General features: G+C 62.8%; 21 protein-coding genes. 7 read left to right on the top strand and 14 right to left on the bottom strand.

Going from position 1 to position 25,546, the window contains the following annotated elements:
- Positions 1-351 precede the first annotated feature (351 nt).
- The 4 genes from dkgB to E5E97_RS13200 all read right to left on the bottom strand — a co-directional run bounded on the left by dkgB (position 352) and on the right by E5E97_RS13200 (position 2,447).
- Positions 352-1,155 carry a 2,5-didehydrogluconate reductase DkgB gene (gene dkgB / locus E5E97_RS13185; protein WP_024943727.1) on the bottom strand — a complete coding sequence of 268 codons (804 nt, stop codon included), beginning with the start codon at positions 1,153-1,155 and terminating at the stop codon, positions 352-354.
- Between the two features lie 47 nt (positions 1,156-1,202).
- The gene (locus tag E5E97_RS13190; RefSeq protein ID WP_024943726.1) at positions 1,203-1,499 is read right to left on the bottom strand and encodes a putative quinol monooxygenase; all 297 of its coding nucleotides are present in this window, start codon (positions 1,497-1,499) and stop codon (positions 1,203-1,205) included.
- A gap of 175 nt (positions 1,500-1,674) precedes the next feature.
- Positions 1,675-2,040 carry a VOC family protein gene (locus tag E5E97_RS13195; RefSeq protein ID WP_171280384.1) on the bottom strand — a complete coding sequence of 122 codons (366 nt, stop codon included), beginning with the start codon at positions 2,038-2,040 and terminating at the stop codon, positions 1,675-1,677.
- Between the two features lie 20 nt (positions 2,041-2,060).
- Positions 2,061-2,447, bottom strand: a complete 387-nt coding sequence (locus E5E97_RS13200; protein WP_171280385.1) for a DUF6404 family protein — start codon at positions 2,445-2,447, stop codon at positions 2,061-2,063.
- A 168-nt stretch (positions 2,448-2,615) separates the two neighbouring features.
- Between E5E97_RS13200 and E5E97_RS13205 the strand changes: the two genes are divergently transcribed.
- Positions 2,616-3,518 (top strand): LysR substrate-binding domain-containing protein, encoded by a 903-nt coding sequence (locus E5E97_RS13205; RefSeq protein ID WP_139748597.1) that lies wholly within the window; start codon positions 2,616-2,618, stop codon positions 3,516-3,518.
- Positions 3,519-3,684: 166 nt separating this feature from the next.
- On the opposite strand, the gene glpK is transcribed toward E5E97_RS13205, so the two are convergent.
- Together glpK and E5E97_RS13215 are read right to left on the bottom strand one after the other, a co-directional pair.
- Complete coding sequence (glpK, locus tag E5E97_RS13210) at positions 3,685-5,187, bottom strand: glycerol kinase GlpK (protein ID WP_171280386.1); 1,503 nt, start codon at positions 5,185-5,187, stop codon at positions 3,685-3,687.
- Between the two features lie 54 nt (positions 5,188-5,241).
- Entirely contained in the window at positions 5,242-6,090 is an 849-nt protein-coding gene (locus E5E97_RS13215; RefSeq protein ID WP_011705540.1) for an MIP/aquaporin family protein, read from the bottom strand.
- Positions 6,091-6,577: 487 nt separating this feature from the next.
- Here E5E97_RS13215 and glpT point away from each other — a divergent pair, with 487 nt between their 5' ends.
- The 6 genes from glpT to tyrA all read left to right on the top strand — a co-directional run bounded on the left by glpT (position 6,578) and on the right by tyrA (position 14,434).
- Positions 6,578-7,933: a glycerol-3-phosphate transporter gene (gene glpT / locus E5E97_RS13220; protein ID WP_011705541.1), complete on the top strand. Its 1,356-nt coding sequence runs from the start codon at positions 6,578-6,580 to the stop codon at positions 7,931-7,933.
- A gap of 101 nt (positions 7,934-8,034) precedes the next feature.
- Positions 8,035-8,793: a DeoR/GlpR family transcriptional regulator gene (locus E5E97_RS13225; RefSeq protein WP_011705542.1), complete on the top strand. Its 759-nt coding sequence runs from the start codon at positions 8,035-8,037 to the stop codon at positions 8,791-8,793.
- Positions 8,794-9,113: 320 nt separating this feature from the next.
- Positions 9,114-10,601, top strand: coding sequence for a glycerol-3-phosphate dehydrogenase (gene glpD / locus E5E97_RS13230; RefSeq protein ID WP_171280387.1), 1,488 nt, complete (start codon positions 9,114-9,116; stop codon positions 10,599-10,601).
- A gap of 102 nt (positions 10,602-10,703) precedes the next feature.
- Positions 10,704-11,783 (top strand): glycerophosphodiester phosphodiesterase, encoded by a 1,080-nt coding sequence (gene glpQ, locus E5E97_RS13235; RefSeq protein ID WP_171280388.1) that lies wholly within the window; start codon positions 10,704-10,706, stop codon positions 11,781-11,783.
- A gap of 319 nt (positions 11,784-12,102) precedes the next feature.
- Positions 12,103-13,176, top strand: coding sequence for a 3-deoxy-7-phosphoheptulonate synthase (locus E5E97_RS13240; RefSeq protein WP_171280389.1), 1,074 nt, complete (start codon positions 12,103-12,105; stop codon positions 13,174-13,176).
- A gap of 118 nt (positions 13,177-13,294) precedes the next feature.
- Positions 13,295-14,434, top strand: a complete 1,140-nt coding sequence (gene tyrA / locus E5E97_RS13245) for a bifunctional chorismate mutase/prephenate dehydrogenase (protein WP_171280390.1) — start codon at positions 13,295-13,297, stop codon at positions 14,432-14,434.
- Positions 14,435-14,506: 72 nt separating this feature from the next.
- On the opposite strand, the gene hdfR is transcribed toward tyrA, so the two are convergent.
- The 8 genes from hdfR to E5E97_RS13285 form a co-directional block, all read right to left on the bottom strand.
- Positions 14,507-15,382: an HTH-type transcriptional regulator HdfR gene (hdfR, locus tag E5E97_RS13250; protein ID WP_016350308.1), complete on the bottom strand. Its 876-nt coding sequence runs from the start codon at positions 15,380-15,382 to the stop codon at positions 14,507-14,509.
- Positions 15,382-15,744: a DUF413 domain-containing protein gene (locus E5E97_RS13255; protein ID WP_171280391.1), complete on the bottom strand. Its 363-nt coding sequence runs from the start codon at positions 15,742-15,744 to the stop codon at positions 15,382-15,384. The genes hdfR and E5E97_RS13255 overlap by 1 nt, the downstream gene beginning before the upstream one ends.
- A gap of 302 nt (positions 15,745-16,046) precedes the next feature.
- Positions 16,047-16,529, bottom strand: a complete 483-nt coding sequence (gene eco, locus E5E97_RS13260) for a serine protease inhibitor ecotin (RefSeq protein WP_005299572.1) — start codon at positions 16,527-16,529, stop codon at positions 16,047-16,049.
- Between the two features lie 231 nt (positions 16,530-16,760).
- The gene (locus E5E97_RS13265; RefSeq protein WP_017409924.1) at positions 16,761-17,318 is read right to left on the bottom strand and encodes a DUF1566 domain-containing protein; all 558 of its coding nucleotides are present in this window, start codon (positions 17,316-17,318) and stop codon (positions 16,761-16,763) included.
- Complete coding sequence (locus E5E97_RS13270; protein WP_171280392.1) at positions 17,315-18,688, bottom strand: DUF1566 domain-containing protein; 1,374 nt, start codon at positions 18,686-18,688, stop codon at positions 17,315-17,317. The genes E5E97_RS13265 and E5E97_RS13270 overlap by 4 nt, the downstream gene beginning before the upstream one ends.
- A 59-nt stretch (positions 18,689-18,747) precedes the next feature.
- A complete protein-coding gene (locus E5E97_RS13275; RefSeq protein ID WP_171280393.1) occupies positions 18,748-21,162 on the bottom strand; it encodes a proprotein convertase P-domain-containing protein in 2,415 nt (804 codons plus the stop codon).
- Between the two features lie 32 nt (positions 21,163-21,194).
- Positions 21,195-23,273, bottom strand: coding sequence for a prolyl oligopeptidase family serine peptidase (locus tag E5E97_RS13280; protein ID WP_171280394.1), 2,079 nt, complete (start codon positions 23,271-23,273; stop codon positions 21,195-21,197).
- Positions 23,273-25,435: a TonB-dependent hemoglobin/transferrin/lactoferrin family receptor gene (locus tag E5E97_RS13285; protein ID WP_171280395.1), complete on the bottom strand. Its 2,163-nt coding sequence runs from the start codon at positions 25,433-25,435 to the stop codon at positions 23,273-23,275. Before E5E97_RS13285 ends, E5E97_RS13280 begins: the two co-directional genes overlap by 1 nt.
- Positions 25,436-25,546: the final 111 nt, after the last annotated feature.

Consider the following 25,546-nt stretch of genomic DNA (forward strand, 5'->3'; position numbering starts at 1 on the left):
GTGGGAGTGGTTGAAGCAGCGGAGCAAAGCGCGTAGTAGCAAGGCGTACAGACCGGCTAGGCAACAAAGAGGGAAGGGACAAGAGAAAGAGGGCAAGAGAAAGGCGGCAGGGTGGATGAGGACAACTGCACGGGTGGCAGTGGCGCGCAAAAAAAGCGGGAGGCACTGGGCCTCCCGCTTCTGCTGAAAAATACCGTTAAGCGTTATCTGCCCCCTTCTCCCCTGGCGGGAGAAGGGTTGGGGATGAGGGGCAATCTGTATATGCAGCAAAACTAGCCTAGGGTAGCCTGCTATACCGTCATCCTAGCCCTCTCCCATGGGAAGAGGGAACAATCCAGTTGAACCTGCTTATTAGTCCCAATCCGGCGCAAAGTCCGGGTTGGCACAGCGCTCGCCCCGCTCCAGGGTAGCGATGGCGGCCATCTCCTCGGCAGTGAGCGTGACCTTCAGCGCCGCCAGGTTGGCGGCCAGATTCTCCCGCTTGGTGGAGCTCGGGATCACCGCCATGCCCTGGGCCAGCAGCCAGGCCAGCGACACCTGGGCCGCCGAGACGCCGTGGTGCTTGCCGATCTCCATCAGCAGCGGCTCGGTGAGCACCTTGCCATAGGCGAGCGGCATATAGGCGGTGATGGCGATGCCGTGGGCCTGGCAGAATTCGACCACCTTGCGATTTTGCAGCAGCGGGTGGATCTCCACCTGCTGGTGGGCGATGACGCCCGGCCCCAGAATATCGATGGCTTCTTTAAGCTGGGCCACGGTGAAGTTGGAGACCCCGATCTCGCGGGTCAGGCCCCGAGCCTTGGCCTCGACCAGCTGCTCCAGATAGACCGCCATCGGCACCTCATCCTCAGGGGAGGGCCAGTGGATCAGCGCCAGATCCAGATAGTCGGTGCCTAGTTTTTCCAGACTCACTTCCAGGCTCGGGATCAGCTTGCCCGGCCCGAACTCGCTGGTCCACACCTTGGTGGTCAGATAGATATCCTGGCGGGGTACGCCGCTCTCGCTCATCAGCTGGCCCACTTCGGCCTCGTTGGCGTAGATCTGGGCGGTATCGATGTGGCGGTAGCCAAGCTCGAGCCCCTGCAGCAGGGAGTCACGCAGGGGTTGGCCGGTCAGGCGAAAGGTTCCCAGACCCAGGTTGGGCATCTTCATCATGTTATTCCTCAAATAGGTGGCAAAAGGGCGCTCAGCGGCGCGGAAAATCAGGCCTTCAGCGGCTGATAGCGGCGAATGGTACTGCCGGCAAACCAGGGCTCGGCCTTGGCGACGAATTCGGTAAAGTGGGGCTGGCCCTGATGGGCGCTGAGGGCGGCATCGCTCTCCCACACCTCGTAGAGCATCCAGCTGTGGGGATTGTCCAAATCCTGATGCAGCTGGTAGCGCAGGCAGCCAGCCTCCAGCAAGGTGGCGGCGATCAGCGGATCGAGGGCTGCACGAAACTGGGGGGCGAATTCGGGTTTGGCTTCAAGCTGGGCAATCACAATCACGGGGGATGACATCTGAACCTCCTCGTTAAGACGGGAGTCAGTATGCCCACCGTGACTTGCCCGAAACAGGGCCGCAGTCGCAAAACACTATTGAGATAAGAGCAGCAATGAAGGGACCGGGGCGAGGTGGTGGTGAGGAAGTCAGGGCGGTAAAAGGAGCAGGGAGCGCCGGGGCGCCCCCTTGTCATCAGGCATTGGCCGGCTCGGACCAAACCGCAAATTCATTGCCGCTGGGCTCGACGAAGTGGAAGCGGCGGCCACCGGGAAAATCGAACAGGGGGCGAACTATGGTGCCACCGTGTTGGCTCACCTTGGCTTGGGTCGCCTCAATATCGGCGCTGTAGAACACCAGCAGGGCGCCGCCTTGCGCACTCAGGCTACAGAGATCGGCGCGATAGAAGCCGCCATCCAGCCCTTCCCCCTCGAAGGCGCAATAATCGGGGCCATAATCGGCAAATTGCCAGCCGAAAGCGGCCTGAAAGAAGGCCTTGGTGGCGGCAAGATCTCTGGCTGCAAACTCCACATAGTTCAGTTTTTCATGGGCCCTGGTCATGAGGCTTTCCTTGTCGGTGATTATTTCAGTTGCCAGCGTTTTTGCGTGCGGATCGTGGAGTGGGGCAAGGCGTCCCAAGGGGTCAGCTTGAGCTGCTTGCGCCGAAACCAGAGCCAGGTCGCCATCAGCAGACCGACCCCTATGCCAAACAGCAGGCTCTGGCGCAGGGCGAATGCTGGCGTTACCTCATGTTGCCAGCCGAAGAACCACATCAACACCCCCCAGATAGCGCCAGTGGGGATCCCCAGAGTAAGGACATTGACCAGAAAGCGTTCGTAGTGGGGCGGCCTGATGGTGAACCCAGCCTTTCGCAGCAGCCAGATGAGCGGCGGGTTGTAGTTGAGCGTCTGCACACCCTTCTCTGCCAGCTCCCGATGGGCGGCGGCCAGCCTGTTGTCGAATATCATAGGTCGTCCTTGTCATAGCGTGGCGCCATACGATGCCAGTTGACGGCATTGTACTGACAAGGACGGAGATAAAACAGGCGGTATGTCACGATACGAAGCGACGCCTCACTTGCCAACCCAAGGACAATACGCCTATAAAGTCCCATTACTCTTGTCTGGATTGCAGCAATGAAGACCCATTCTGATGAACTGACCCTGTTTGTGGCGGTGGTGGAGGCGGGGAGTTTTCGCCAGGCGGCGGAGAACCTCGGCATGGACAATTCGGTGGTGAGCCGCGGCATCAAGCGGCTGGAAGAGAAGCTCTCGACCGTGCTGCTCAACCGCACCACGAGGCGGGTCAGTCTGACCGAGGAGGGGAGCTGGTTCTATCAGCGGGCGGTGAAGATCCTGACCGAGATGAGCGAGGCGGAGGGGCTGCTGCTGATGCGCCGCGAGCAGCCGGAGGGGGTATTGCGGGTGGATGCCGCCACCCCCTTCATCCTGCACCGGCTGGTGCCCATCATCGGCGAGTTTCGCCGCCGCTATCCCGCCATCGAGCTGCAACTGCACAGCTCCGAGGGTTTTATCAACTTGATGGAGCGGCGGGTGGACATGGCCATTCGCATCGGCGAGCTGACCGACTCCTCCCTGCGGGCGCTGCCGCTGGGCCGCTCGCGGTTGCGGCTGCTGGCATCCCCCGACTATTTGCGCGAGCGCGGCACCCCGCGCCAACCGGTGGATCTGCTGAGCGGCCACGAGCTGCTCGGTTTTTTGCACCCCGATCACCTCAACCACTGGCCGCTGCTGAGCCAGGAGCAGGGGGACCGCTTTCCCATCACCCCGACCCTGCGTGCCAGCAGCGGTGAGACCCTGCGCCAGCTGGCGCTGCGGGGGCAGGGGATCGTCTGTCTGTCGGATTTCATGACCGGGCAGGATCGGATGAGCGGGGCCCTGGTGGAGGTGCTGGCCCGCAGCAACAGTGGTGCCTCGCGCCCCATCAATGCGGTGTTCTACTCCGATGCCCAGCGCGATATCCGGCTGCGGGTCTGGCTCGATTTCCTCAAAGAGCAGCTCGGCAGCGAGATGCTCTAGTCCGCGTGCTCTGACTGGGCTGCTCGGCAGAAGGGGCTCGCCGTGCTTGGGGTGCCAGCCGAGGCAGGATAGGGACGTCATCATCGGGGCGGCGCTAAAAAAAAGAGAGGCCGACATCGCTGTCGGCCTCTCATATTTTCAGCTCAAGGCTGTGTCGGTTGCCCGATCACTCCTCTTCTGCCCAGCGGCGTGAACGTTCCACCGCCTTTTTCCAGCCGTTGTAGCGCTTGGCGCGATCGTCGCGGTCCATCTGCGGGATGAACTCGCGGTCCACGCTGAACTTGTCTTCCAGCTCTTCCGAGCTCTTCCAGAAGCCGACGGCCAGACCTGCCAGGAAGGCGGCGCCCATGGCGGTGGTCTCGATACGGGTCGGACGCACTACCGGGGTGTGCATCATGTCGGCCTGGAACTGCATCAGGAAGTCGTTGGCCACGGCGCCGCCGTCGACCTTGAGGGCGGCCAGCTTGATGCCGGAGTCCTGCTGCATCGCATCCAGCACATCGCGGCTCTGATAGGCGATGGATTCCAGCGCGGCACGGATGATGTGGTTGCGGTTGGCGCCGCGGGTCAGGCCGACCATGGTGCCGCGAGCATACGGATCCCAGTAGGGGGCGCCCAGACCGACGAAGGCCGGTACCAGGTAGACGCCGTTGGTGTCGCCCACCTTGGAGGCGAAGTAGTCGGTGTCGCGGGCATCGTGAATGATCTTCAGCTCGTCACGCAGCCACTGGATGGTGGCGCCACCCATGAATACCGCACCCTCGAGGGCATAATTCACTTCCCCTTTCGAGCCGATGGCGACCGTGGTCAGCAGGCCGTTGCTGGAGCGAACCGGTTCGGTGCCGGTGTTCATCAGCATGAAGCAGCCGGTGCCGTAGGTGTTCTTGGCCATCCCTTTCTCGAAGCAGAGCTGGCCGAACAGGGCAGACTGCTGGTCACCGGCGATACCGGCGATGGGGATGCGGGAGCCGCCGCCACGGGTGGTGTAGCCGTACACTTCGGAAGAGGGTTTCACTTGTGGCAGCATGGACATGGGGATGCCCAGCTCGTCCAGCATCTTCTGATCCCACTTCAGGTCGCGGATGTTGTAGAGCATGGTACGGGAGGCGTTGGTCGGGTCGGTGACATGCACTTCGCCGTTGGTCATCTTCCACACCAGCCAGGTATCGATGGTGCCGAACAGCAGTTCGCCGTTCATCGCCTTCTCGCGGGCTCCTTCGACGTTGTCGAGGATCCACTTCACTTTGGTGCCGGAGAAGTAGGCGTCCAGCACCAGACCGGTGTTTTCACGCACGTACTCTTCCAGGCCGCGCGCTTTCAGTTCTTCACAGATGGCCGCGGTACGGCGGCACTGCCAGACGATGGCGTTGTAGATGGGTTTGCCGGTGGCCTTTTCCCATACCACTGTGGTTTCACGCTGGTTGGTGATGCCGATGGCGGCGATCTCTTCGCTGCGCAGGCCAGTCTTGGCCAGCACTTCGGTAAAGACGGAGGACTGGGTCGCCCAGATCTCCATCGGGTCGTGCTCCACCCAGCCCGCTTTCGGATAGTGCTGAGTGAATTCGCGCTGGGAGGTACCGACTATGTTGGCGTCCTGGTCAAACACGATGGCACGGGAAGAGGTAGTACCCTGGTCCAGAGCGACGACATATTTCTTTTCAGCAGACATGATGTTCTCCACGTTTTTATTTTCCACGTTTTTACACGTTGGGGAGGGCCGCTCTTAGGCGGCGGCCTCTTCTTTGTTAGACAGCTTGGCGGCTTCTTCGGTGGCGACGCGGTTGCCCGGTACACAGGGAGCCAACACTTTTACATAGAGGGCAGTACCGATCTGGGCACCAACGATGGGGCCGAGGATGGGGACCCAGAAGTAGGGGTTGTCACGACCACCGGTCATGGCTACGTCACCCCAGCCGGCCAGGAAGGCGAACAGTTTGGGGCCGAAATCACGGGCCGGGTTCATGGCGAAACCGGTTAACGGGCCAAGGGAGGCGCCGATCACCGCGATCAGGATACCGATCAGCAGGGCGGCGGCGAAGCCTTTGGGGGCACCGTTGTTGTTGTCACCCAGTGCCATGATGCCCAGCATCAGCACGGCGGTGATCACCATCTCGACCGCGAAGGCCTGCATGTTGGAGAGCAGGGCATTGGGGTAGGTAGAGAAGATGCCGGCGCTGCCGAGGCTCTCGACGCTGCCGCGCACCACGTTGTGGGTCACTTCCCACTGGGTGAAAAGGTTACCATAGAGGAAGTAGACCAGCGCCGCAAAGCAGAAGGCGCCGGCAACCTGGGCGATGATGTAGGGCACCACTTTGCGCTTGTCGAACCCGCAGAAGGTCATCAGCGCCAGGGTCACGGCCGGGTTGAGGTGGGCACCGGAGATACCGCCGGTGACATAGATGGCGATGGCGACGCCCAGACCCCAGGTAATGGAAATTTCCCATTGCCCGAAGTTGGCTCCCGCCAGCACCAGTGCGGCCACGCAGCCGACGCCGAAAAATATCAGCAGGCCGGTTCCGATAAACTCGGCGATGCATTCGCCAAGCAGGGTATTGGGTCTTTGTATGCTCATACCGTTATTCCTTATATCCACCCAGAGTAGGTTTGATGTTCCGTTTTGTTGTTTTTCATTCCCATTATTGCGTCCGAAAACGTTTCTTCTTGTTTTTTGAGCTGACGCAAACGTTATGCTCGTTTGCGCTCGTTCTCGGACGAGAGAGAAAATAAACCTAAATCGCCCATTCACCACTCCCTCCCCGCAGGAAATGTGGACAAGATCCCACTCATTGCTAAGAAAATGTGACGGAAAGCAAGTTGATACAGTGGTTATACCACTTAGTGGGTAGCCAAAAGCCTTGCTACACAAGGGATTGCGGCTGATGAGTGATTGCTCATTTGGCACTTTCTTTTGTAATAAAACTGCAATATTTCAGCCTCCATCACAGATTAAATGTTCACATATGAGCACAATAGGCTCGCTTTCGAATCAGGACTCATCTGATTGGTCAGCATGGACAGGGCACCCTCAACCGCCCACAACAACAATAAGGAAGCAGAACATGCTTAGTCTCTTCAGGCCTGCACCACACATAGACAGGCTCCCGGCCGACAAGGTCGACCCCTTCTACAAACGCATGCGTTGGCAGGTGTTTTTCGGGATCTTCTTCGGTTATGCCGGTTACTACCTGGTACGGAAAAACTTCAGTCTGGCGATGCCCTATCTGATCGAACAGGGCTTCTCCCGCGGTGATCTGGGTCTGGCGCTGTCTGGCGTCTCCATCGCCTACGGTCTCTCCAAGTTCCTGATGGGGAACGTGTCGGACCGCTCCAACGCCCGCTACTTCCTCTCCGCCGGTCTGCTGCTGTCGGCCGGCATCATGTTCATGATGGGGACCATGCACTGGGCCACCTCCAGCATCGCCATCATGTTCGTGCTGTTGTTCCTGAACGGCTGGGCACAGGGCATGGGCTGGCCGCCCTGTGGTCGCACCATGGTGCACTGGTGGTCACAGAAAGAGCGCGGCGAAGTGGTCGCGGTCTGGAACGTGGCCCACAACGTGGGTGGCGGCATGATAGGCCCGCTGTTCATTCTGGGGATGGGCTGGTTCAACGACTGGCGCAGTGCCTTCTATGTGCCGGCTGCTGCCGCCGCCGCCATCGCGGTGATCGCCTTCTTCGTGATGCGTGACACCCCGCAATCCGTGGGTCTGCCTCCCATCGAAGAGCACAAGAACGACTATCCGAAGGATTACAACGAAAGCCACGAGCAGGAGTTTTCCGCCAAGGAGATCTTCGTCAAGTACGTGCTGCACAACAAGCTGCTGTGGTATATCGCCATTGCCAACGCCTTCGTTTACCTCATCCGTTACGGTGTGCTGGACTGGGCGCCGACCTACCTGAAAGAGGCCAAGGACTTCAGCGTCGACAACTCCTCCTGGGCGTACTTCCTGTACGAGTGGGCGGGTATTCCGGGCACCCTGCTGTGCGGCTGGATCTCTGACAAGATGTTCCAGGGCCGCCGTGCGCCGGCCGGCATCCTGTTCATGGTGCTGGTGACCGTGGCCGTGCTGGTCTACTGGTTCAACCCGGCCGGCAACCCGACCGTCGACATGATGGCGCTGGTGGCCATCGGCTTCCTCATCTACGGCCCCGTCATGCTGATCGGCCTCTATGCCCTGGAGCTGGCGCCGAAGAAGGCCGCCGGTACTGCGGCAGGCTTCACCGGCCTGTTCGGTTATCTGGGGGGCGCGGTCGCGGCCAACGCCATGCTGGGCTACACCGTTGACCACTTCGGCTGGGATGGCGGCTTCATGGTGCTGACCGCTTCCTGCGTGCTCTCCATCATCCTGCTGGCGATGACCCTCAAGCACGAGAACCAGTCGATTGCCGCCAAAGCGGCTGCCCATAAGGCATAAAACGTGATCCTGCCCTTATCGATTGGAAAAGGGATCAGGTAAACTCCCCAAGGCCCCGCATCTGCCGGGGCCTTTTTTCGTCTCATCATCGGAGTTCAAGCGTGAAGCAAACCCAACGACATCTGGAGATCCTGGACGTCCTGACGCGGCAGGGCTTTGTCTCGACCGAGGATCTGGTGACCCACTTTGACGTCAGCCCCCAGACCATTCGCCGGGATCTCAACGATCTCGCCGAGCAGAACAAGATCCGGCGCCACCATGGCGGGGCCTCCCTGCATTCGAGTACCGTCAACACCGCCTACAGTGCCCGCAAGGTGATGCAGCTCAAGGAGAAAGAGCGTATCGCCCGTGAAGTGGCCGCCAATATTCCCGACGGCTCGTCGCTGTTCATCGACATCGGCACCACCACCGAAGCCATTGCCCGCGCCCTGCTCGATCACCGCGAGCTGCGCATCGTCACCAACAACCTCAACGTGGCCAGCATCCTCACCGCCAAGGATGACTTCACCGTCATCATCGCCGGCGGCGAAATTCGCAATCGGGACGGCGGCATCGTAGGGGAGGCGACCCGCGACTTCATCGGCCAGTTTCGCATGGACTACGGCGTCATCGGCATCTCGGGCATCGACAGCGACGGCTCATTGCTCGACTTCGACTACCACGAGGTGAAGATTGCCCAGGCCATCATCGCCCACTCCCGCCAGGTGTTCCTGGCCGCCGACCACACCAAGTTCGGCCGCAACGCCATGGTCAACCTTGGCAACCTCAGCCAGATCCACGCCCTGTTCACCGATCAGGAGCCGCCGGAGAAGCTGATGCGGCTGATGTCCCAGCACCAGATCGAGTGCCACATCTGCTGAGTCGCCGCTAACCCGTTCCAACACCAGGCCGCCATCGGGCGGCCGCTTCGTTTTCAGCCCCCCGCACTTCTGCCCATCCTCATTTCACCGCCGATGCCGTGCTGACGTCCCCAAAAGCGCGATCTCGCTCACAGCCTCGTCCCCGTTTTCCCCAGGCGGCGCTGCTTTATCACCGACCGGCAGCATTTTTAGCATTGCCAAAACAATCGCGATCACATTTTCTTCATAAAATGTTCGTTTATCATTTTTTCATGCTCTAATATGAGCGAAATCAAACATTGCGACGGTTTCGCAAGGTCAAAATAAGAAAGTAGGTGAACATGAGCGAACATTATGATCTGGTCGTCGTCGGCGGCGGCATCAACGGGGTTGGCATTGCGGCTGATGCAGCGGGGCGGGGTCTGAAGGTTGCCCTGTTCGAGGCGCGCGATCTCGCCTCTGCCACCTCTTCCAACTCCAGCAAGCTGATCCACGGCGGCCTGCGCTACCTCGAACACTACGAATTCCGGCTGGTGAAAGAGGCGCTGGCGGAGCGGGAGGTGCTGCTCGGCATGGCCCCCCACATCGCCCGTCCCATGCGTTTTCGGCTGCCCCATCGCCCGCACCTGCGCCCGGCCTGGATGATCCGCGCCGGCCTGTTCCTCTATGACAACCTGGCCAAGCGCGACAAGCTCAAGGGCAGCTGCGGCGTGCGCTTCCTGCCGCAGGATGGCCTCACCGCCGGCATCAGCAAGGGATTCGAGTATTCGGACGCCTGGGTCGACGACGCCCGGCTGGTGGTGCTCAACGCCATGATGGCCCGCGACAAGGGCGCCGACGTGCAGACCCGCACCCGCTGCGTCAAGGCGGTGCGCGGCTCCAAACACTGGACCCTGACGCTGGAGCGGGAAGGGGGCGAGCAGTTCAACGTCACCTGCCGCGGCCTGGTCAATGCGGCCGGCCCCTGGGTCAAGACCTTCTATGACGAGAGCCTGCACGAGAAATCCCCGCGCGGCATTCGCCTCATCAAGGGCAGCCACATGATAGTGCCGCGCATCCATGAGCGCGAAGAGGCCTACATACTGCAAAACGAGGACAACCGCATCGTCTTCGTCATCCCTTATCAGCAGGACTACTCGCTGATCGGCACCACGGACGTGGAGCACAAGGGCAGCCCGCGCGAAGCCAAGATCAGCGACGCAGAGATCAACTACCTGTGCAAGGTGGTCAACGCCCACTTCACCCGTCAGATCGCCCCCAAAGACGTGATCTGGACCTATGCCGGGGTGCGTCCGCTGTGCGATGACGAGTCCGACTCGCCGCAGGCGGTGACCCGTGACTACACCCTCGAACTGTCCGGTGAATCCGACGGTGCGCCGCTGTTGTCGGTGTTTGGCGGCAAGCTCACCACCTATCGCAAGCTGGCCCAGGCTGCCTGCAACAAGCTCAAACCCTGGTTCAGCCAGATGGGGGATGACTGGACCGCCTACAGCCGGTTGCCTGGTGGCGAGTTCGACTGCTCGGTTCGCGAGCTGGCACGCGCCTTTGCGCTGGAATTTGACTGGCTCGATGATCGCAGTGCCCTGCGCATTGCCGAGGCCTATGGCGCCCATGCCCGTCTCTGGCTGCATCAGGATCGTGGCCAGCACTTTGGGGCCGGACTATACGAATCTGAAGTGCGCTACCTTATCGAGCGGGAGTGGGCCTGCAGCCTGGAAGACATTCTGTGGCGCCGCAGCAAGCTGGGGCTGCGTCTGTCCGAAGCCGAGCAGCAGCAACTGGCTGCCTGGCTCAGCGAACACCACCACGCCCTGCCCGAAGCCTGCTGATCACCCCTGGCGGGCGGCCCTGGTCGCTCGCCGTAAAAATGCAATAAACCTCTGTTATAACAATAACCTACATCCCATAAACAATAACAAAGAGCACCGCGCATGAAAAAACACACTCTCTCCCTGCTTGCCCTTGGTCTGGGGGCCGCCCTGGCATTGCCCGCCCTGGCGGCCGATGAAGGCAAGATAGTGATCGCTCACCGGGGGGCCTCCGGCTACCTGCCCGAGCACACCCTGGAGTCCAAGGCATTGGCCTATGGCATGGGGGCCGACTATCTGGAGCAGGATCTGGTGATGACCAAGGATGACCAGCTGGTGGTGATGCACGATCACTTCCTCGATGGCATCACCGATGTGGCCGAGCGCTTCCCTGGCCGGGCCCGCCCGGATGGTCGCTACTATGTGGTGGATTTCACCCTGGACGAGGTGCGTTCCCTGCGCATGACCGAGCCGTTCCAGCTGGTGGACGGCAAGCAGGTGCCGGTCTATCCGGCCCGTTTCCCGCTGTGGAAGTCGAGCTTCAAGATCCATACCTTCCAGGAAGAGATCGAGATGATCCAGGGGCTCAACAAGAGCACCGGCAAGAACATCGGTATCTACCCGGAGATAAAAGCCCCCTGGCTGTTCCGCCACGAGGGCAAGGACATCTCCAAGGCGGTGCTCAAGGTACTGAAGGAGTACGGTTACACCAGCAAGAACGACAAGGTCTATCTGCAGTGTTTCGATACCAACGAGCTCAAGCGCATCAACAGCGAGCTGATGCCCGCCATGGGGATGGACTTGAAGCTGGTGCAGCTGATGGCCGAGACCGACTGGAACGAGACCATTGTCTATGACGCCAAGGGCAAGGCGACCCCCTACAGCTATGACTGGATGTTCAAGCCGGGCGCCATGAAGGAGATCGCCGGCTATGCCGAGGGGATCGGCCCCTGGAAGCCGATGATAGTGCCGGAGCCGGGTACCTTGGGCAAACCGACCTTCACCGGCATGGTGAAAGAGGCCCACGCGGCTGGCCTCAAAGTGCATCCTTATACCTTCCGTCAGGATGAGGGCCAGATCCCGGCCTATGCGAAAGACTTCACCGACCTGCTCAACATCTTCCTCTATCAGGCCGATGTGGACGGGGTATTCAGCGACTTCCCGGACAAGGCGGTCGAGGTGATCAAGGCTCACGGCAAATAATAAAAGAAGAGCAACACGGGAATGCAAGCGGGGCCAGGTGCCCCGCTTTTTTATGCTTGTTGGCAAGAGAAAATAGAAGGGGTGTAATTATATGTTTACGATTTTGGTGTGTAGAGCATGCGCGGATCGCTACTTTCTGGCCGAAAGGGTCTCTTTTGTGGTCATTTATCCATCTGTTAGCGAATAAACCCACTGGTTTCACTTGATTGTTTGTTTTTAATTGGTAAGGTGAGGGCGGTTGCGTAACAAAGTGCTGACTTGTGTAAACAAAAATGAACGGTCGGCGCAATTGGCTTGAAACAGTAGAGAGAATGAGAACATGCAAAGAGATCCCCTGAACAACATCCATATCCAGTCCGAACAAGTGATGATCACGCCTGCCCAGCTCAAGGAGAAACTGCCCATCTCCGATCGCGCGCTGGCATTCGTGCAAGGGGCCCGCAATACCATCGCCGACATCATCCACCGTCGCGATCACCGCTTGCTGGTGATCTGTGGTCCCTGCTCGATCCACGACATGGACGCCGCCAAAGAGTACGCAACCAGACTCAAAGCGCTGCATGACGCCTATCAGGACTCTCTCTACATTGTCATGCGGGTCTACTTTGAGAAGCCGCGCACCACGGTCGGCTGGAAGGGCTTTATCAACGATCCGAACCTGGACGGCACCTTCGACGTGGAGCTGGGGCTGCACCGCGCCCGCGAGCTGCTCTGCTGGCTGGCCGAGCTGGAGTTGCCGCTGGCCACCGAAGCGCTCGACCCCATCAGCCCGCAATACCTGGCGGAGCTCTTCTCCTGGTCGGCCATCGGTGCCCGCACCACCGAGTCCCAGACCCACAGGGAGATGGCCTCCGGCCTCTCCATGCCGGTCGGCTTCAAGAACGGCACCGACGGCAACCTGGGCACCGCCATCAATGCGCTGCAGGCGGCCTCCAGCCCCCACGCCTTCATGGGGATCAACCAGCAGGGTCAGGTCGCGCTGCTGCAGACCCAGGGCAACCCGGATGGTCATGTGATCCTGCGTGGCGGCAAGCACCCGAACTACGACTCGGTCAATGTGTCGCTGGCGGAAGAGGCGCTGGAAAAGGCGGGCCTGCTGCCCGGTCTGGTGGTGGATTGCAGCCACGGCAACTCCAGCAAGGATCACCGCCTGCAGCCCAAGGTGGCGGATAACGTGATCCACCAGATCCAGGAGGGCAACAGCTCCATCATCGGGGTGATGCTCGAATCCAACCTGTTCGAAGGCAATCAGTCCAGCGAGCAGCCCAAGTGCGAGATGCGCTACGGTGTCTCCATCACCGATGCCTGCATCGACTGGGAGACCACGGATGCGCTGCTGGCCCGCTGCCACAGCCAGCTGTCGGCACCACTTTTGGCCAGAACCAAGGCATAAGCCGTGGTATCTTGTCAGCACTGATTGAACAAGCGAGGTGTCACCGGCCGAGGCGGTGACACCTTGTTGCCTCTTGAATCACAGGGCGTCGCTGCGGGCGGCGCCGCAGGGACCGGATATGGCTGAAGAGTTGAATGCCCTCAGGGACAAAATCGATGCGGTGGACAAGCAGCTGATTGATCTGCTGGCTGCCCGTCTCGCCCTGGTAGGGGAAGTGGGGGAAGTGAAGAGCCGGCACGGCCTGCCCATCTATGCACCGGATCGAGAGGCGAGCATGCTGGCCCGCCGCCGCGCCGAGGCCGAGGCACTGGGGGTGCCGGGGGACCTTATCGAGGATGTGCTGCGCCGGGTGATGCGCGAATCCTATATTCTGGAATCCGCCAGCGACAAGGAGCACCACTTCAAGTGCATGAAGCCTGAGCTCGGCAAGGTGGTTATCATCGGTGGTGAGGGGCAACTTGGCCGCCTGTTTGGCAACCTGTTCAGCCTCTCGGGCTACCGGGTCGAGACCCTGGGTCAGGCCGACTGGCCGCGCGCCGACGAGATCCTGCACGGGGCCGGGCTGGTGATGGTGGCGGTGCCCATCGACGTGACCTGCGAGGTGATCGATCGGCTCGGCAACCTGCCAGTGGACTGCCTGCTGGTGGACGTGACTAGCGTCAAGAGTGAACCGCTTGCCCATATGCTGGCGGTACACCAGGGGCCGGTGCTGGGGCTGCACCCCATGTTCGGACCGGATGTGGCGAGCCTCGCCAAGCAGGTGATCGTCTGCTGTCAGGGGCGCGACGGCGCCGCCAGCCAGTGGCTGCTGGAGCAGATGACCATCTGGGGGGCCCGCCTGCAGCAGGTGGAGGCCAAGGCCCACGACGAGGCGATGACTTTTATCCAGGCGCTGCGCCACTTCGCCACCTTTGCCTACGGCTGGCACCTCTCCCGCGAGCAGGCCAACATCGATCGCCTGCTCGCGTTGAGCTCCCCCATCTACCGGCTGGAGCTGGCCATGGTGGGACGGCTGTTCGCTCAGGATCCCCACCTCTACGCCGACATCATACTGTCGTCGCCGCAGAACCTGGCGATGATCCGCCGCTACTACCAGAACTTCGGCGAGGCGCTGGGCCTGCTGGAGCGGGGGGACCGGGAGGGTTTCATCGAGGCCTTCAGCCAGGTCTCCGGCTTCTTCGGCGAGCGGGCAGACGAGTTCCTGCGCGAAAGCCGCACCCTGCTGGCCCAGGCCAACGATCGTCGCCATCACGGCTGACGATGACTAAATGCAAAAGGGGCCCGTCGGCCCCTTTTGCATTTGCACTCCCGCTTACGTGCTGCGGCGTTTTTATTCTGGCTGCGGCAAGCGCAGATCGGCGCCATCCCAGCCCAGCGGCAGGGTCAGCAACTGATCGATCAGCTCCCGCCGATCGGATTTTTCCAGATAGGCGAGGTAGAGCGGACGGCTCAAGGCCTGGGCGCCTTCCACCAGATGCAAGCGCCCCTGCTCGAGGAAGGGGCTCACCATGCGCCTTGGCAGATAGGCGGCGCCGCCGTTGGCCAGCACGAACTGCAGCGCCATGTTGGCGGAGCTCGAGTGCAGCACCGGGGTCTTTTGCAGGCTCTGCAGCCGGCTGGGCTGGGGTTCGAAACTGGTTCCCCAATCCAGATGAATGTGCGGCATCTGCATCAGGCTGTCGGCGTTGGCAGCGGCATCCCGGCTCACCAGCTCGAACACCAGCTCGCCGATAGGGTGCAGGGCAATCTCGTCGATCTTGGTCGGCTCGGAGAGCAGGGCGAGATCGAGGGAGCGCTCCAGCAACTGGCGGCACAGGTGCTCGCGGGAGGCGGTCTCGAGCCGCACCGCCAGACCGGGGGCCAGGGCATAGACATGGTTGAGCCAGTCGTTGAAGTCGAGCTCCCAGAACACCGCGGGGGCGCCGATGGCGAGCTGCTGGCTGAAACCGGGGGAGAGGGCCACGTCCTGCTTGGCGCGGCCCAGAGTATGCAAGATGGCGTCTGCGTAGGGCAGCAGACGCTCACCGGAGGCGGTCAGGCGGATGTTGTTGCGATGGCGGGCAAACAGACTGACCCCGAGTTGCTGTTCGAGCTGGCGGATCCGAAAGCTTACCGCCGACTGGGTCAGGTAGAGATTTTCAGCTGCCCGGCCGAAGTGCCGGGTCTTGCTGACCTCGATAAACGTCCGAAGCAGTTCGGTATCCATTAATCGATGGACTCGTCGCTGCCACCACCACTGCCACCTTCAAAACCGCCACCGCCGGTCTCCTCGTTGGCACCGCCAGTGACGGTGCACAGCCGGTGCACACGCTTGGGACCGATCACCTTCAGATACTTGAACCACACCTTGGCGTGGGGGTTGCTGCCGGCGGCGCCGGATTTGACCTGTTCGATAAAGGCGCTTTCTACGTCATCGCGCGGGGCAAGGTTGCCCTGATAGAGCGCGAGCATGGCGGTGCCGTATTTTTCCAGACTGTCCGCTTCGGCCACAGTGAATTCGCCACTGCGACGCAGGCCACGGGGAAAATGTTTGAAGTCGTTGAAACGCTTGTCTGATTCGAAGCTCATAGTGCTCTTTTTCTGGTTAGTTTGACCTTTGCGGGCAAGTATCATCAGGCCGTCGCAGAGTGCAAAATCAATTTTTTCACTATATGGATAAATATCTTTAATCGAAAGCGGTTTAGCCATGATCCAGTGGGCCTGAGCCGGGGGGAAGGGCAAAAAAGTGAGAAAAAAAGCGGAGTTATGTCAGGTTCTGTAAAGGTTGGAGGCTCTGGTCGGACGACATTTGGCTAAAAACAAAGCGCCATTCGGCGCTCTATTTTGTTGTATTCATGAACCAAAGCGGGAGGTTTGGTCTCGATGGAGACTCACTCTATCATGGCTGGCTGAGCCAGGGTGTCGGCACGCCACAGACGGTAGCGCACTTCATACTCCTGCGGTACGTAGAGCACGAACGGCAGCTTGGAGTTGTAGTTCACGAAGAAGCCCTGACCGTAGATCTGGACGAAGGTCTCTTTCTTCTGGCCATCCGGGCAGGCCATCAGGGTGCTGATGGGATCGGACACCTTGCCGAGCATCAGGTAGTTGTAGCCCCAGCCTTTGACGCTGTGCTGTTCCAGGTTGCCGGCAAAGCGCGGCACATTGCAATCGACCATCATTTTCTTGCCGACCTGCAGCTCGACCATCATGTCGGCTTCGTTCTCGACTTCCGGCAGGCGGATCACCACACGTTCCTGGTTCACTTCGGCGGCCGGGAACATGCTGATATCAAATTTTTTCGGTTCGGCGGCGAAGGCATGGCCGCCCAGCAACAAGGCGCCCAGCAGGCTAAAACGCAATACGGTTTTCATCTGTACCTCATGGGGTTGGTTCAACGCCGCTAGACTAACCGCTCTGCCCGTTTCATGCCAGCGATCTGCTACGTAAAAACTGCGTAAAATGACGCAGATCCGGCACACAATGACGTGTTCTGGCTATTTTCTGACAGGACGGAAGTTCGGCTGAACAACAGGCCGGGTGACAAACGCGGGTGGCCAGCCGGGATCCTGTGTTCATCGGGATCCCCTGGCCACCCGGCTTCATCAGCGCACCAGCAACACCTGCTTGGCCCAGGCGCCGGGGGCCCGCATGCCGACGGCGCCGCTGGTGATATCCAGATAGGCGACCCCCTTGCTGGCCGGTACCGGGGTCGAGGACCAGAGATAGACATAGCCGTCGTTCACCTCTTTTCCTTCGCCGGCCATGGCGCGGGGGAAGATGGTTTCGTTGAGCGCCGGCTTGTAGCAGGCGGACTCCAGCACGCTGGCCAGCTCCTTGATGGTGGGCAGCCGCCAGCCGCCGTGCCCGCCGAAGTTGTAGAGGGCATGGCTCGGCTCGGTGCGGATCCGCTCGGCGGTCAGCAGGGCCTGCTGCCAGTAAAGCCGGGTCGGCTCGCCGCTGCAGCTCTGGTTGCGCCAGGTCTGGCCGAGCTGGCAGCGCATCCAGGTCAGGCCGGTGGAGCGATCCGTGACGGTGCCGTTGCCGCGGTCGATGAAGCGGGCGGTGGGGCTGGTTCTGGGCATGTTGTCATCACAGATGGCGGTGGCCAGGGCGAGGGGGCTGCCCAGGGTCAGCAGCAGGGTCAACATCAAGCGGTTCATCGGGTTACCTCCGCCACCAGTCGCAGTTGCAGACCGTTGGCATCATCGCTGTTTTGAACTGTGGTGGCGTAATCGGTGCCGGCGTCATCGCCAAGGAAGATGTGGGCGATGGCGCTGATGGGGGCGCTCTCCAGCCGGCGCGAAGGGGTCAGGGTCTGGCTCCAGTAGTAGCCGCTGAAATCCTTGTTGGTAGTGCCGACATCGGGGAAGTAACGCACGTCCATGCTCACCGGCTGGCCGTCCTGGCGGGCGAGGGAGCCATAGTGCTGCAGGCTCATCAGCTCGCGCGAGTGGGGCATGCGCCAGTGAGTGATGCCGCACAGCTGCTGGGCGTTGAGCCACTGGCGGTACTGCTCCGTGGTGCAGATGGCTTCGCCATCCGGGCAGGCGTAGTCACGTTCCTCCTGGGTGGGGTGATAGTCGCCAAGCTCCCAGGCGAAGGTGCGATGCAGATCGCGCGGGCTGGCGGGATCATCGAGCTTCTTCTCCCAGACCAGGCCGGTATTGAGATCCTCCACGCACTCCCAGACGGGGGCGTCATCCGGCAGGGGCTGGCCCTTGCCATCCAGCTTGCGATAGTGCAGCGGCGCCTTGTTGAGGCTGGCCTCCTGCCCCGGGTGATCGGCGGGCTCCTGGGTGAGCAGGTAGTCGACCCCGTCCGTGTAGGTGGTGACGCCACTGCCGGTGATCAGTGGATGGGAGTGCTGTTGCAGCAGCCGGGCGCTGACGCGTTCCTGCTGGCTGGCCAGCTCGCCGTGCAGGGCAAAGTGGTTGGCCAGCTCGGACAGCAGGCTGCCGATGGCAGGCCACACCAGCATATGCAGGGTGGCGGTCGAGAAGCCCTCCTGCGCCTGTAGATCGGTCTCGACGAGCGCCTGCAGCAACTGACCCAGCGCCAGGTTGAAGTCGGCCAGCTGCGCCAGGGCGGCCAGCTCCTGGCCCGGTTGCAGTGGCGCCAGCGCACTCAGCAGCTGGTCGAGGGCTTGTCTCGGGGGCTGCCCCTCGGCGATGCGGTATTGCAGCAGGGTGGTGAGCGGGCTGGGGGTGAGGTGCTGGTCATCGAGCCGGGCGGCGGGGTGCAGCAGCACGGGGGCGGCCGGGTTGCTCGGCAAGAACAGCAAGGTACTGGTCAACAGTGCCGGGGCGCTGCCGCTCAACCGGTGAGTACCGGCCGCGCCGCTGACACTGGGCTCGCCCGCATCACAAGATGCATTCTGATTGAGGTTGACGCACAGGGTGCCGGCTTCGGGCAGGGTCACGGTCAGGCTGTAGTCGGGAGCCGCCAGCGGCGCCTCGTCCGAGCCGCCACCGCCACAGGCGGTGAGCAGGGGGGCCAGCAGGCAGGCCAGGCGGGAGTAATGTGGTGTCATCTCTTGTCCTTGGGCAAGGGGGCCTTGGCCCCCTCTTCTTATATATGGATGGGGTGGATTCAGGTGCGCTGGCGCAGGCGGCGCCAGAGCGTCAGCGGCAGCAACCAGAGCAGGTTGGCTGCCCCGCCGCCGCTGCCGTCGTCCACCTGAAAGTGGATGATGCCGTCATCGGGCGGAGTGATCGGCTTGCTGCACTGGGCGCCGGTGCGCTGGCTGATGCTCCAGCCGTTGATGCGGCCCCGATTGCCGGGCTTGCTGTCCACTATCTCCAGGGTCCAGCGGCCGGCCAGCGGCTCCCCTTCCAGCGCGCTGAAGGGCTGCAGGGGCAGCAGCTCGGTGGGGAACACCCCCTTGAGGCGCGGCAACGGGCTGTAGCCCTTGTTCCAGATCTGGATGCGGGTGCCGGAGGGGGAGTTGAGCCAGATCTCCAGCTCATCGAGCGCCGGGTGTTGCAGATCCAGGTTCAGCTGCAGCCGATCGCTCACCCTGGCCTCGCTGCTCTCTATCAGCAGGCTGGTTTCACTGAGACCACGCACTTCGTCGCTCATGGCATCGCTCAAGGTCAGCGGCTGGCCGCTGGCACGGCTGACGATGGGGGCGCCGATGGGCAGGGTCAGCGACTGCTGCCACTGGCGCTCGGTCGGGCTGGTGCCACTCATGGTCAGACTGACCGGCAGCGCCACCTCGTCGCCACAGGCGAGCGGGCTCTGGGCCAGCAGGCGCAGGGTGGTGGTCATGCTGGCACCCGCCGCGAGGGTCGCCGGTTGCCAGCTGTAAGGATCGGCCTGCAACCCGGTTGGCAGGGTGAGGGCCAGCTCATTGAGGGTCACCGGCGCCTTGCCCTGGTTGGTGAGGGTCAGCTGCACCGACTGGCGCTGCCCCAGCTCGATGACGCTGCCATCACTCAGGCCCACATTGACCGGTGCCTGCAACAGGCCGTGCTGGCGAAACGCCTGCTCCAGCAGCCTGGCATAGGGGCGCGCCGGGTAGAGGCGGGCGGCGGTATCCACCGTGATGCGGGCCAGTTGCGGCATGCGGATGGCTGGGCCGAGACCGAAGTGGGACTCGATGATCAGGCGATCAAACTCGTCCCGCGCCCCTTCGCCCTGCTCGGCGACCGCGGCCAGCAGCGCCTGGAACAGCGGGGTGCCCCACAGCTGGTCGCCATTGCTGCCGTTGATGGTGCGGTGGGCCGGGTAGTTGTAATCCGGGTGGTAGCGGGCGCGCAGATCGTCCAGCTGGCGCGGGGTGCGGTCGGTGAAGCGGGCATCCCAGTTGAACACCATGGCGGGCTCGAACTGGCGGCCGGCTTCGCTGTGCTGGCGGTGGCTGGCGGCCAGGTAGTCGCTGAAGCCCTCGCCGATGGCACCCCAGTCTGCCTCGTCCCCGAGATCCGGCACTATGTGATGCTGCACCGCGTGGCCGAACTCGTGCCAGATCACCATGGGATCCTCGGCATCGGGCACACCGCTGCGACCCAGCTCCAGCCGGCGCTCGAACGGATCGTAGAGGGAGTTGTCCTGATAGCCGGCCTCGGTATCGATGTCGAGCGCCCCCGGGATGAGATCGACAAAGCCGAGGCGCTTGAGGTGGCGCTGGGCCAGATCCAGGTGGTAGTAGGCGTTGATGTCGGCAAAGCCGCGATCATCGCGGGTGAGGCGAAACGCCTGCGGGTTGTCGGCGCTGAAGGGGGCGGTGTTCGGTTCCATGGCATCCACCACCCGGGCGTGGGGGCCGCTCAGCAGATAGCGTCCACCCGCCAGGGTGACCGGCAGCGGCACCTTGTCCTGATAGGCGGCGTCCGCCAGTTGCAGGGCTTCGTGCCAGACCAGGCTGGCATCGCGCAGCTGGGTACGGGGATCCGGATCGAATACCCGAGCCTCCAGCTGGGTGTCGCCGGCGTCGGCGACGCGGCTGACCTGGGTGCTGGCCGCATCCATCCAGCGACCGAGCTCGCGGCTGCCGTCACAGCTGGCGAAGAGCTGCACATAGCTGGCCTTGGCGTTGCCCGCCTGATGCTCGCGCACCCGTTGGCGCAGGGCCGGCACCAGGGTGTCTCCGTCGCGCCAGTACCAGGCTTCAACCGGACCAAGGGTGTCGATGTCGCTGCCGCCATCGCGCAGCTGCTCCAGCAAGGGATCCAGAGTGCCAGCGGCGTCACAGCCGGGTTCGCTGCTCTGCAGCGGCCGGCTGTTGTGATAGATGCGCCAGGGCTTGCCTGTTTGATCGACGCTGACGGCGGCCTGGATGGTGGCCACCGGCAGGCCGTTGACCAGCTGGCGGAAGCTGTAGTGATGGCCGAGCAGACTGGCCCGCTCGTAGTCGGGGGCCAGGCTCACGCCAAGGCGCTGTTCGAGCCACTGCTTGGGTGTGGTGGTCAGCGGTTGTTCATCGACAAACTGCAGCTCGGCCGCCAGCAGCGGCTGGGAGAGCAGGGTTGCCGCCAGCCAGAGGGCCAGGGAAGAGGGTTTCATGGTTTACTCCAACACAAAAATGAGAAAAGGGATCACCGGCGGGCGCCCGCCAGGGTGAGCAGGAAGGCGTACTCGCGGGCCGCCTGCTGGCGCGCGTTGCCGGGGCTGGTGCGGTGGCCGCCGTCGAGGGCTGTGCTGAGCAGATAGGGGCCCGCTCCCGTGCTGTGTTCCCGCAGGCGGGCTATCCACTTGAGCGGCTCCCAGTAGGGCACCTGACTGTCGTGCAAGCCAGCCGTCACATAGACGGGGGGATAGGGGGCCGCATGCAGGTTGTCGTAAGGGCTCAGACGGCGCATGGCGGCGTAATCGGCGGCAATGGCCGGGTTGCCCCACTCGGCGTACTCCTGACGGGTGAGCGGCAGTTCGGGATCGCTCATGGTGCCGATGAGATCGACGAAGGGCACCTGCAGCACGGCCCCGGCGAAGCGGGTCGGTGCCTGGTTGAGGGCCGCCGCCACCAGCAGGCCGCCGGCGCTGCCGCCCATGGCGAACAGCCGGGCGGGGTCGATGGCAGGATCCCGGGCCAGCGCCTCGGCCACGGCCAGGAAGTCGTCCACGCTGTGCTGCTTGTGGCGACCGCGCCCCGCCAGATACCACTCATCCCCCAGCATGCCGCCGCCACGCACGTGGGCGATGGCGTAGACGAAGCCGCGATCCAGCAGGCTCAGCACCTGCGGCTGGTAGTAGGGGCGCATGGGGGTGCCGTAGGCACCGTAGCCGTAGAGCAGCAGCGCCTTGGGAGTGTGAATATCCTTGCGCCACACCAGGGAGACCGGCACCTTGACGCCATCCTTACCCACTACCCAGCGGCGCTCGCTCTGGTAGGGGGAGGGGAGGGCGGCCTGGGCGTCCGGCAGCCAGCGGCCGCTGGCGAGATCGAGCAGGCGCTGGTGCGGCGGCTCGGCCATGCCCTGGCGGCGGATCAGGATCTGCCCGCTGGCGGGGTCGTGGGCGCCCTGGATCCAGGCCGTGCCGGCCCCCTCGGTCAGCAGCAGGCGATGGTTGAGCCGGCCGCGGCCATCCAGCACGTCGAGCCAGTCATCCCCGTGATGGCGATACTGCAGCACCGTGTAGTCGGCAAACAGGCGCCACTTCTCGAGACTCCTCTGCTCGCCAGACCAGAGTGGCTGCCACTCTCCCTTGGCCACCTGGCTCAGGTCGGCCACCTGATAGAGGCCGAGGGCACCGTCCCGGTTGCTCTTGAGCAGCACCCGCTCCCCCTGGGTGTCCAGGTAGTACTCAAGGCCAGCCTGACGGGCCTTGAACAGAGCCGGTGTGCCCTCGTCCAGCAGGTACTGCTCCGAGCTGTCGTGGTTGTTGCTCTGCAGCAGCAGGTGGCGTCGATCCGTGGTGCGATAGAGGCTCAGCAGCCAGGCAGGGTCCGCCTCCTGGTGGATCTGCTGCTCCTTGCCATCCTGCCAGGCCCACAGCTGCCAGGGGCGCAGGGTGCGAGGTTCGTTGGCGATGGTGTAGAGAGTCTTGCCGTCCAGGCTCCAGAGCAGATCGCTGGCCCGGTGGGTCAGGATGGCCAGGGGCTTGCCGTCGGCCAGGTCGAGCAGGGTGATGCGGTAATCCCGATCGCCCTGCCGATCTTCGGCCAGGGCCAGCCAGCGCCCGTTCGGGTGCAGGGCCCAGCTGGCGAGCTCGTAGTAGCCGCTGGCCGGCTGGCGGGGCGCCAGCCGTTGGCGGGGCTCAGCCTGCTCGCCGTCTCGCTGCCACAGGCTGCCGTCGGCTTCCATCCGCCACTGGCTGCCCGCCTCGCGTAGCCACTCTTGCGGCATGGGCTCGCCGCGTGCTTGCGCCTGCCACTCGGTCTGCAGCGTCTGTTCCAGCGACCGCTGCGCGGCGAGCTGCTGCTCGGTCCAGCGGTTCTGCTCGCCCAGCAGGGCCAGCAGGGCGGGATCCTGGCGGCTGTCGTCGCGCCAGCCGCCATAGGGATCGAGCCGGGCCCGCTCCCCCGGCATCGGCAGCGGGCGGTGAGGGATAAGCGGGACCACGAGCGGCGTCGAGGTGGCGACAGCCTGGCTCTGGGTATCGGCAGGTGCAAGGGCGACAGGCTGGGCCGGCGCCGGATTGGCCAGCAGGCTGGCCAGCATCAGGAGTGCGTGCATCAGAGCCCCACGAAGGTGTAGCGCAGGCTGGCGCTCAGGGAGCGGCCCGTCTGGGTGTAGAGGCCCGCATCCGTGCCCGCTTCCAGCCCGGCGACGTCCTGATAGCGGGTGTAGCGGGTGTCGAGCAGGTTGTCGAGCTTGAGGTTGGCCTTGAGGGCGTCGGTGATCTGCCAGTCGGCGGTCAGGGCGAAGCTGAGCCAGCCGGCGGTTTTCAGGCACTCGCCCTGCTGCTGGGTCAGGCTGTTGCCACAGGTGGGCACCCGGCTCATGGCGGCGGCGTAGTCGGCCTGCAGCCCCAGGCTCCAGTCGTTGGCCTGATAGCTGAGGCGGGTGTTGCCCTCGAGCGGCGTGAGGTTGCGCGGCGATTCGCCCTGACTGGTCTTGCCGTCGACCCAGCCCAGCTTGGTGGCCAGCTCCCACTGCTGGGTCAGCCAGTAGCTGGCGGCGATCTCGGCGCCCCAGGTTTCGGACTTGGCGACGTTGCGGTATTGACGCAGCATGACCCCGTCGCTCAGGCGAAAGCCCACTTGACGCCAGTCGACGAAGTTGTAGTAGCGGTTGTAAAAGAGGGCCGGCTTGATGCTCCACTCATCCCCTTCGCCGCTCACCCCCCACTCGAAGCTGTGGCTGGTCTCCTCCTTGAGGTTCGGGTTGGCGATGATCTCGAACGGCGGCAGGGCAAAGTAGTGGGGGATGTTGCCGTACACCTTGTCGTAGGAGGGGGCGCTGAAACCGTTGGCGTAGCTCAGCCAGCTGCGCCACTGCTCGTTGAAGCGGTAGCTGGTGGCCAGGCTCGGCGAGATATGCCAGCTGTGGTTGCTCTCGCCCCGGCCATCCTGCGGGCTCAGCCACTGCTGATCCATGCGCAGGGTTGGGGTGAACTGCCACTGACCCAGGGTCGCCACGTCTCCCAGCCAGATGCCGGCCCGATCGGTGCGGGCGCTGCTGAAGGGGGCGGACTGGGTGGGCTGGGGAATGCCGGCTTCCAGCATCAGCTTCTCCACCGGTCGCTCATGCCGGGTGCGCGCCAGCTCGATGCCGTAGCTCAGCTTGTGCGCGATGGCGCCGGTGACCAGATCACGGCGGATATCCAGCTCGCTGCCGATCAGCTGTTCGGTGAAGGTGGCCAGCTCCCGCTCGCTGCGATAGCGGGGGTAGCCGCTCAGCTCGTCATTTTGCAGCAGGCTGCGCTTGTTGGCGGTGTTCTTGGCGTAGTTGCCGTGCAGGTTCCAGGTAAAGCGGTCGGCCAGCGGGTGGCCGAGATCCTGCGCCTCCCAGCTCAGCTTGCCGCCCTGGGAGCGCTGGGTGCCGTTCTCGCGATACTGGCGCACCTGCCACTTGCCGTCGGGCTGGGGAATTTCGCGCGGTCCCTGATCCCGCTTGGCGTTGTCTTCGAAGTAGTCGAGCTCGAGGCGCAGCAGATGCTGTTCGTTGAGGGTCAGGCTGGAGCTGGTGGAGGCGCTCAGGCCATCGAGATCTGCCGGGATGCGGCTCTGGTCGTAGTTGGCGGTCTCGTGCCCTTGCCAGCCGGAGAGACGCAGCAGGTGGGCGCTCTCGCCCCAGCGGGCGGCGCCGGTGGCGCTCAGTTTCTGCTTGTCGCTGCTGCCATCGTGCAGCACCTTGCTGCTGAGGTAGGCATCCTGCCCCTGCAGGTAATCTTCCGGCTGCTTGGTGGTGATGACCACGGTGCCGCCGATGGCGTCCGAGCCGTGCAGGGCGGAGCCGGCCCCCTTGGCCACCTCGATCTGCTTGACGTCATCGAGATCGAAGCTGAAACGGCCCACCTTGTCGTTGAGATCGTCGGCCCCGAAGCCGTCGCTGACCCGGACTCCGTCCTTGATGATCAGCACCCGGTTGCCACCGATGCCACGGATGCTGATGTTTTGCGGCCGACCCGCCGAGCCGGTCACCGAGACGCCGGGTTCGTTCTTGAACACGTCGGTGAGCTCGGTGGCTATCTGGCGCTCCAGATCCTCTTCGGTGATGACGGTGATGGAGCCCGAGATGTCGGACAGTTTCTGTTCGACCCGCTGACCCTTGACCACTATGGTCTCGCGCGCCTTGGGCGGGGTGGTGCCGGAGGTGTCTATGCCGGCAGGATCGCCGGCGGCCAGCGCTGTACCGGACAGCAGCATGGGCCAGTAGTGAAGCAGTGTTTTCATGTTGAGAATAATTATTATTTAAGCCTGAAGGCCGCGGATTATTGCAGAGAGGTCCAGCCAGATCAACGATTGATAATTATTATCATTTTGTTTTTATGATCCTGATCAGAC

This window comes from Aeromonas sp. 2692-1, from assembly GCF_013085505.1.
Lineage (GTDB): Bacteria > Pseudomonadota > Gammaproteobacteria > Enterobacterales > Aeromonadaceae > Aeromonas > Aeromonas hydrophila.

What these genes read in the sequence shown, in the direction of transcription:
- dkgB (WP_024943727.1), bottom strand. Translation starts at nt 1,155, where the DNA reads ATGATGAAGATGCCCAACCTGGGTCTGGGAACCTTTCGCCTGACCGGC.
- E5E97_RS13190 (WP_024943726.1), bottom strand. Translation starts at nt 1,499, where the DNA reads ATGTCATCCCCCGTGATTGTGATTGCCCAGCTTGAAGCCAAACCCGAA.
- E5E97_RS13195 (WP_171280384.1), bottom strand. Translation starts at nt 2,040, where the DNA reads ATGACCAGGGCCCATGAAAAACTGAACTATGTGGAGTTTGCAGCCAGA.
- E5E97_RS13200 (WP_171280385.1), bottom strand. Translation starts at nt 2,447, where the DNA reads ATGATATTCGACAACAGGCTGGCCGCCGCCCATCGGGAGCTGGCAGAG.
- E5E97_RS13205 (WP_139748597.1), top strand. Translation starts at nt 2,616, where the DNA reads ATGAAGACCCATTCTGATGAACTGACCCTGTTTGTGGCGGTGGTGGAG.
- glpK (WP_171280386.1), bottom strand. Translation starts at nt 5,187, where the DNA reads ATGTCTGCTGAAAAGAAATATGTCGTCGCTCTGGACCAGGGTACTACC.
- E5E97_RS13215 (WP_011705540.1), bottom strand. Translation starts at nt 6,090, where the DNA reads ATGAGCATACAAAGACCCAATACCCTGCTTGGCGAATGCATCGCCGAG.
- glpT (WP_011705541.1), top strand. Translation starts at nt 6,578, where the DNA reads ATGCTTAGTCTCTTCAGGCCTGCACCACACATAGACAGGCTCCCGGCC.
- glpD (WP_171280387.1), top strand. Translation starts at nt 9,114, where the DNA reads ATGAGCGAACATTATGATCTGGTCGTCGTCGGCGGCGGCATCAACGGG.
- glpQ (WP_171280388.1), top strand. Translation starts at nt 10,704, where the DNA reads ATGAAAAAACACACTCTCTCCCTGCTTGCCCTTGGTCTGGGGGCCGCC.
- E5E97_RS13240 (WP_171280389.1), top strand. Translation starts at nt 12,103, where the DNA reads ATGCAAAGAGATCCCCTGAACAACATCCATATCCAGTCCGAACAAGTG.
- tyrA (WP_171280390.1), top strand. Translation starts at nt 13,295, where the DNA reads ATGGCTGAAGAGTTGAATGCCCTCAGGGACAAAATCGATGCGGTGGAC.
- hdfR (WP_016350308.1), bottom strand. Translation starts at nt 15,382, where the DNA reads ATGGATACCGAACTGCTTCGGACGTTTATCGAGGTCAGCAAGACCCGG.
- E5E97_RS13255 (WP_171280391.1), bottom strand. Translation starts at nt 15,744, where the DNA reads ATGAGCTTCGAATCAGACAAGCGTTTCAACGACTTCAAACATTTTCCC.
- eco (WP_005299572.1), bottom strand. Translation starts at nt 16,529, where the DNA reads ATGAAAACCGTATTGCGTTTTAGCCTGCTGGGCGCCTTGTTGCTGGGC.
- E5E97_RS13265 (WP_017409924.1), bottom strand. Translation starts at nt 17,318, where the DNA reads ATGAACCGCTTGATGTTGACCCTGCTGCTGACCCTGGGCAGCCCCCTC.
- E5E97_RS13270 (WP_171280392.1), bottom strand. Translation starts at nt 18,688, where the DNA reads ATGACACCACATTACTCCCGCCTGGCCTGCCTGCTGGCCCCCCTGCTC.
- E5E97_RS13275 (WP_171280393.1), bottom strand. Translation starts at nt 21,162, where the DNA reads ATGAAACCCTCTTCCCTGGCCCTCTGGCTGGCGGCAACCCTGCTCTCC.
- E5E97_RS13280 (WP_171280394.1), bottom strand. Translation starts at nt 23,273, where the DNA reads ATGCACGCACTCCTGATGCTGGCCAGCCTGCTGGCCAATCCGGCGCCG.
- E5E97_RS13285 (WP_171280395.1), bottom strand. Translation starts at nt 25,435, where the DNA reads ATGAAAACACTGCTTCACTACTGGCCCATGCTGCTGTCCGGTACAGCG.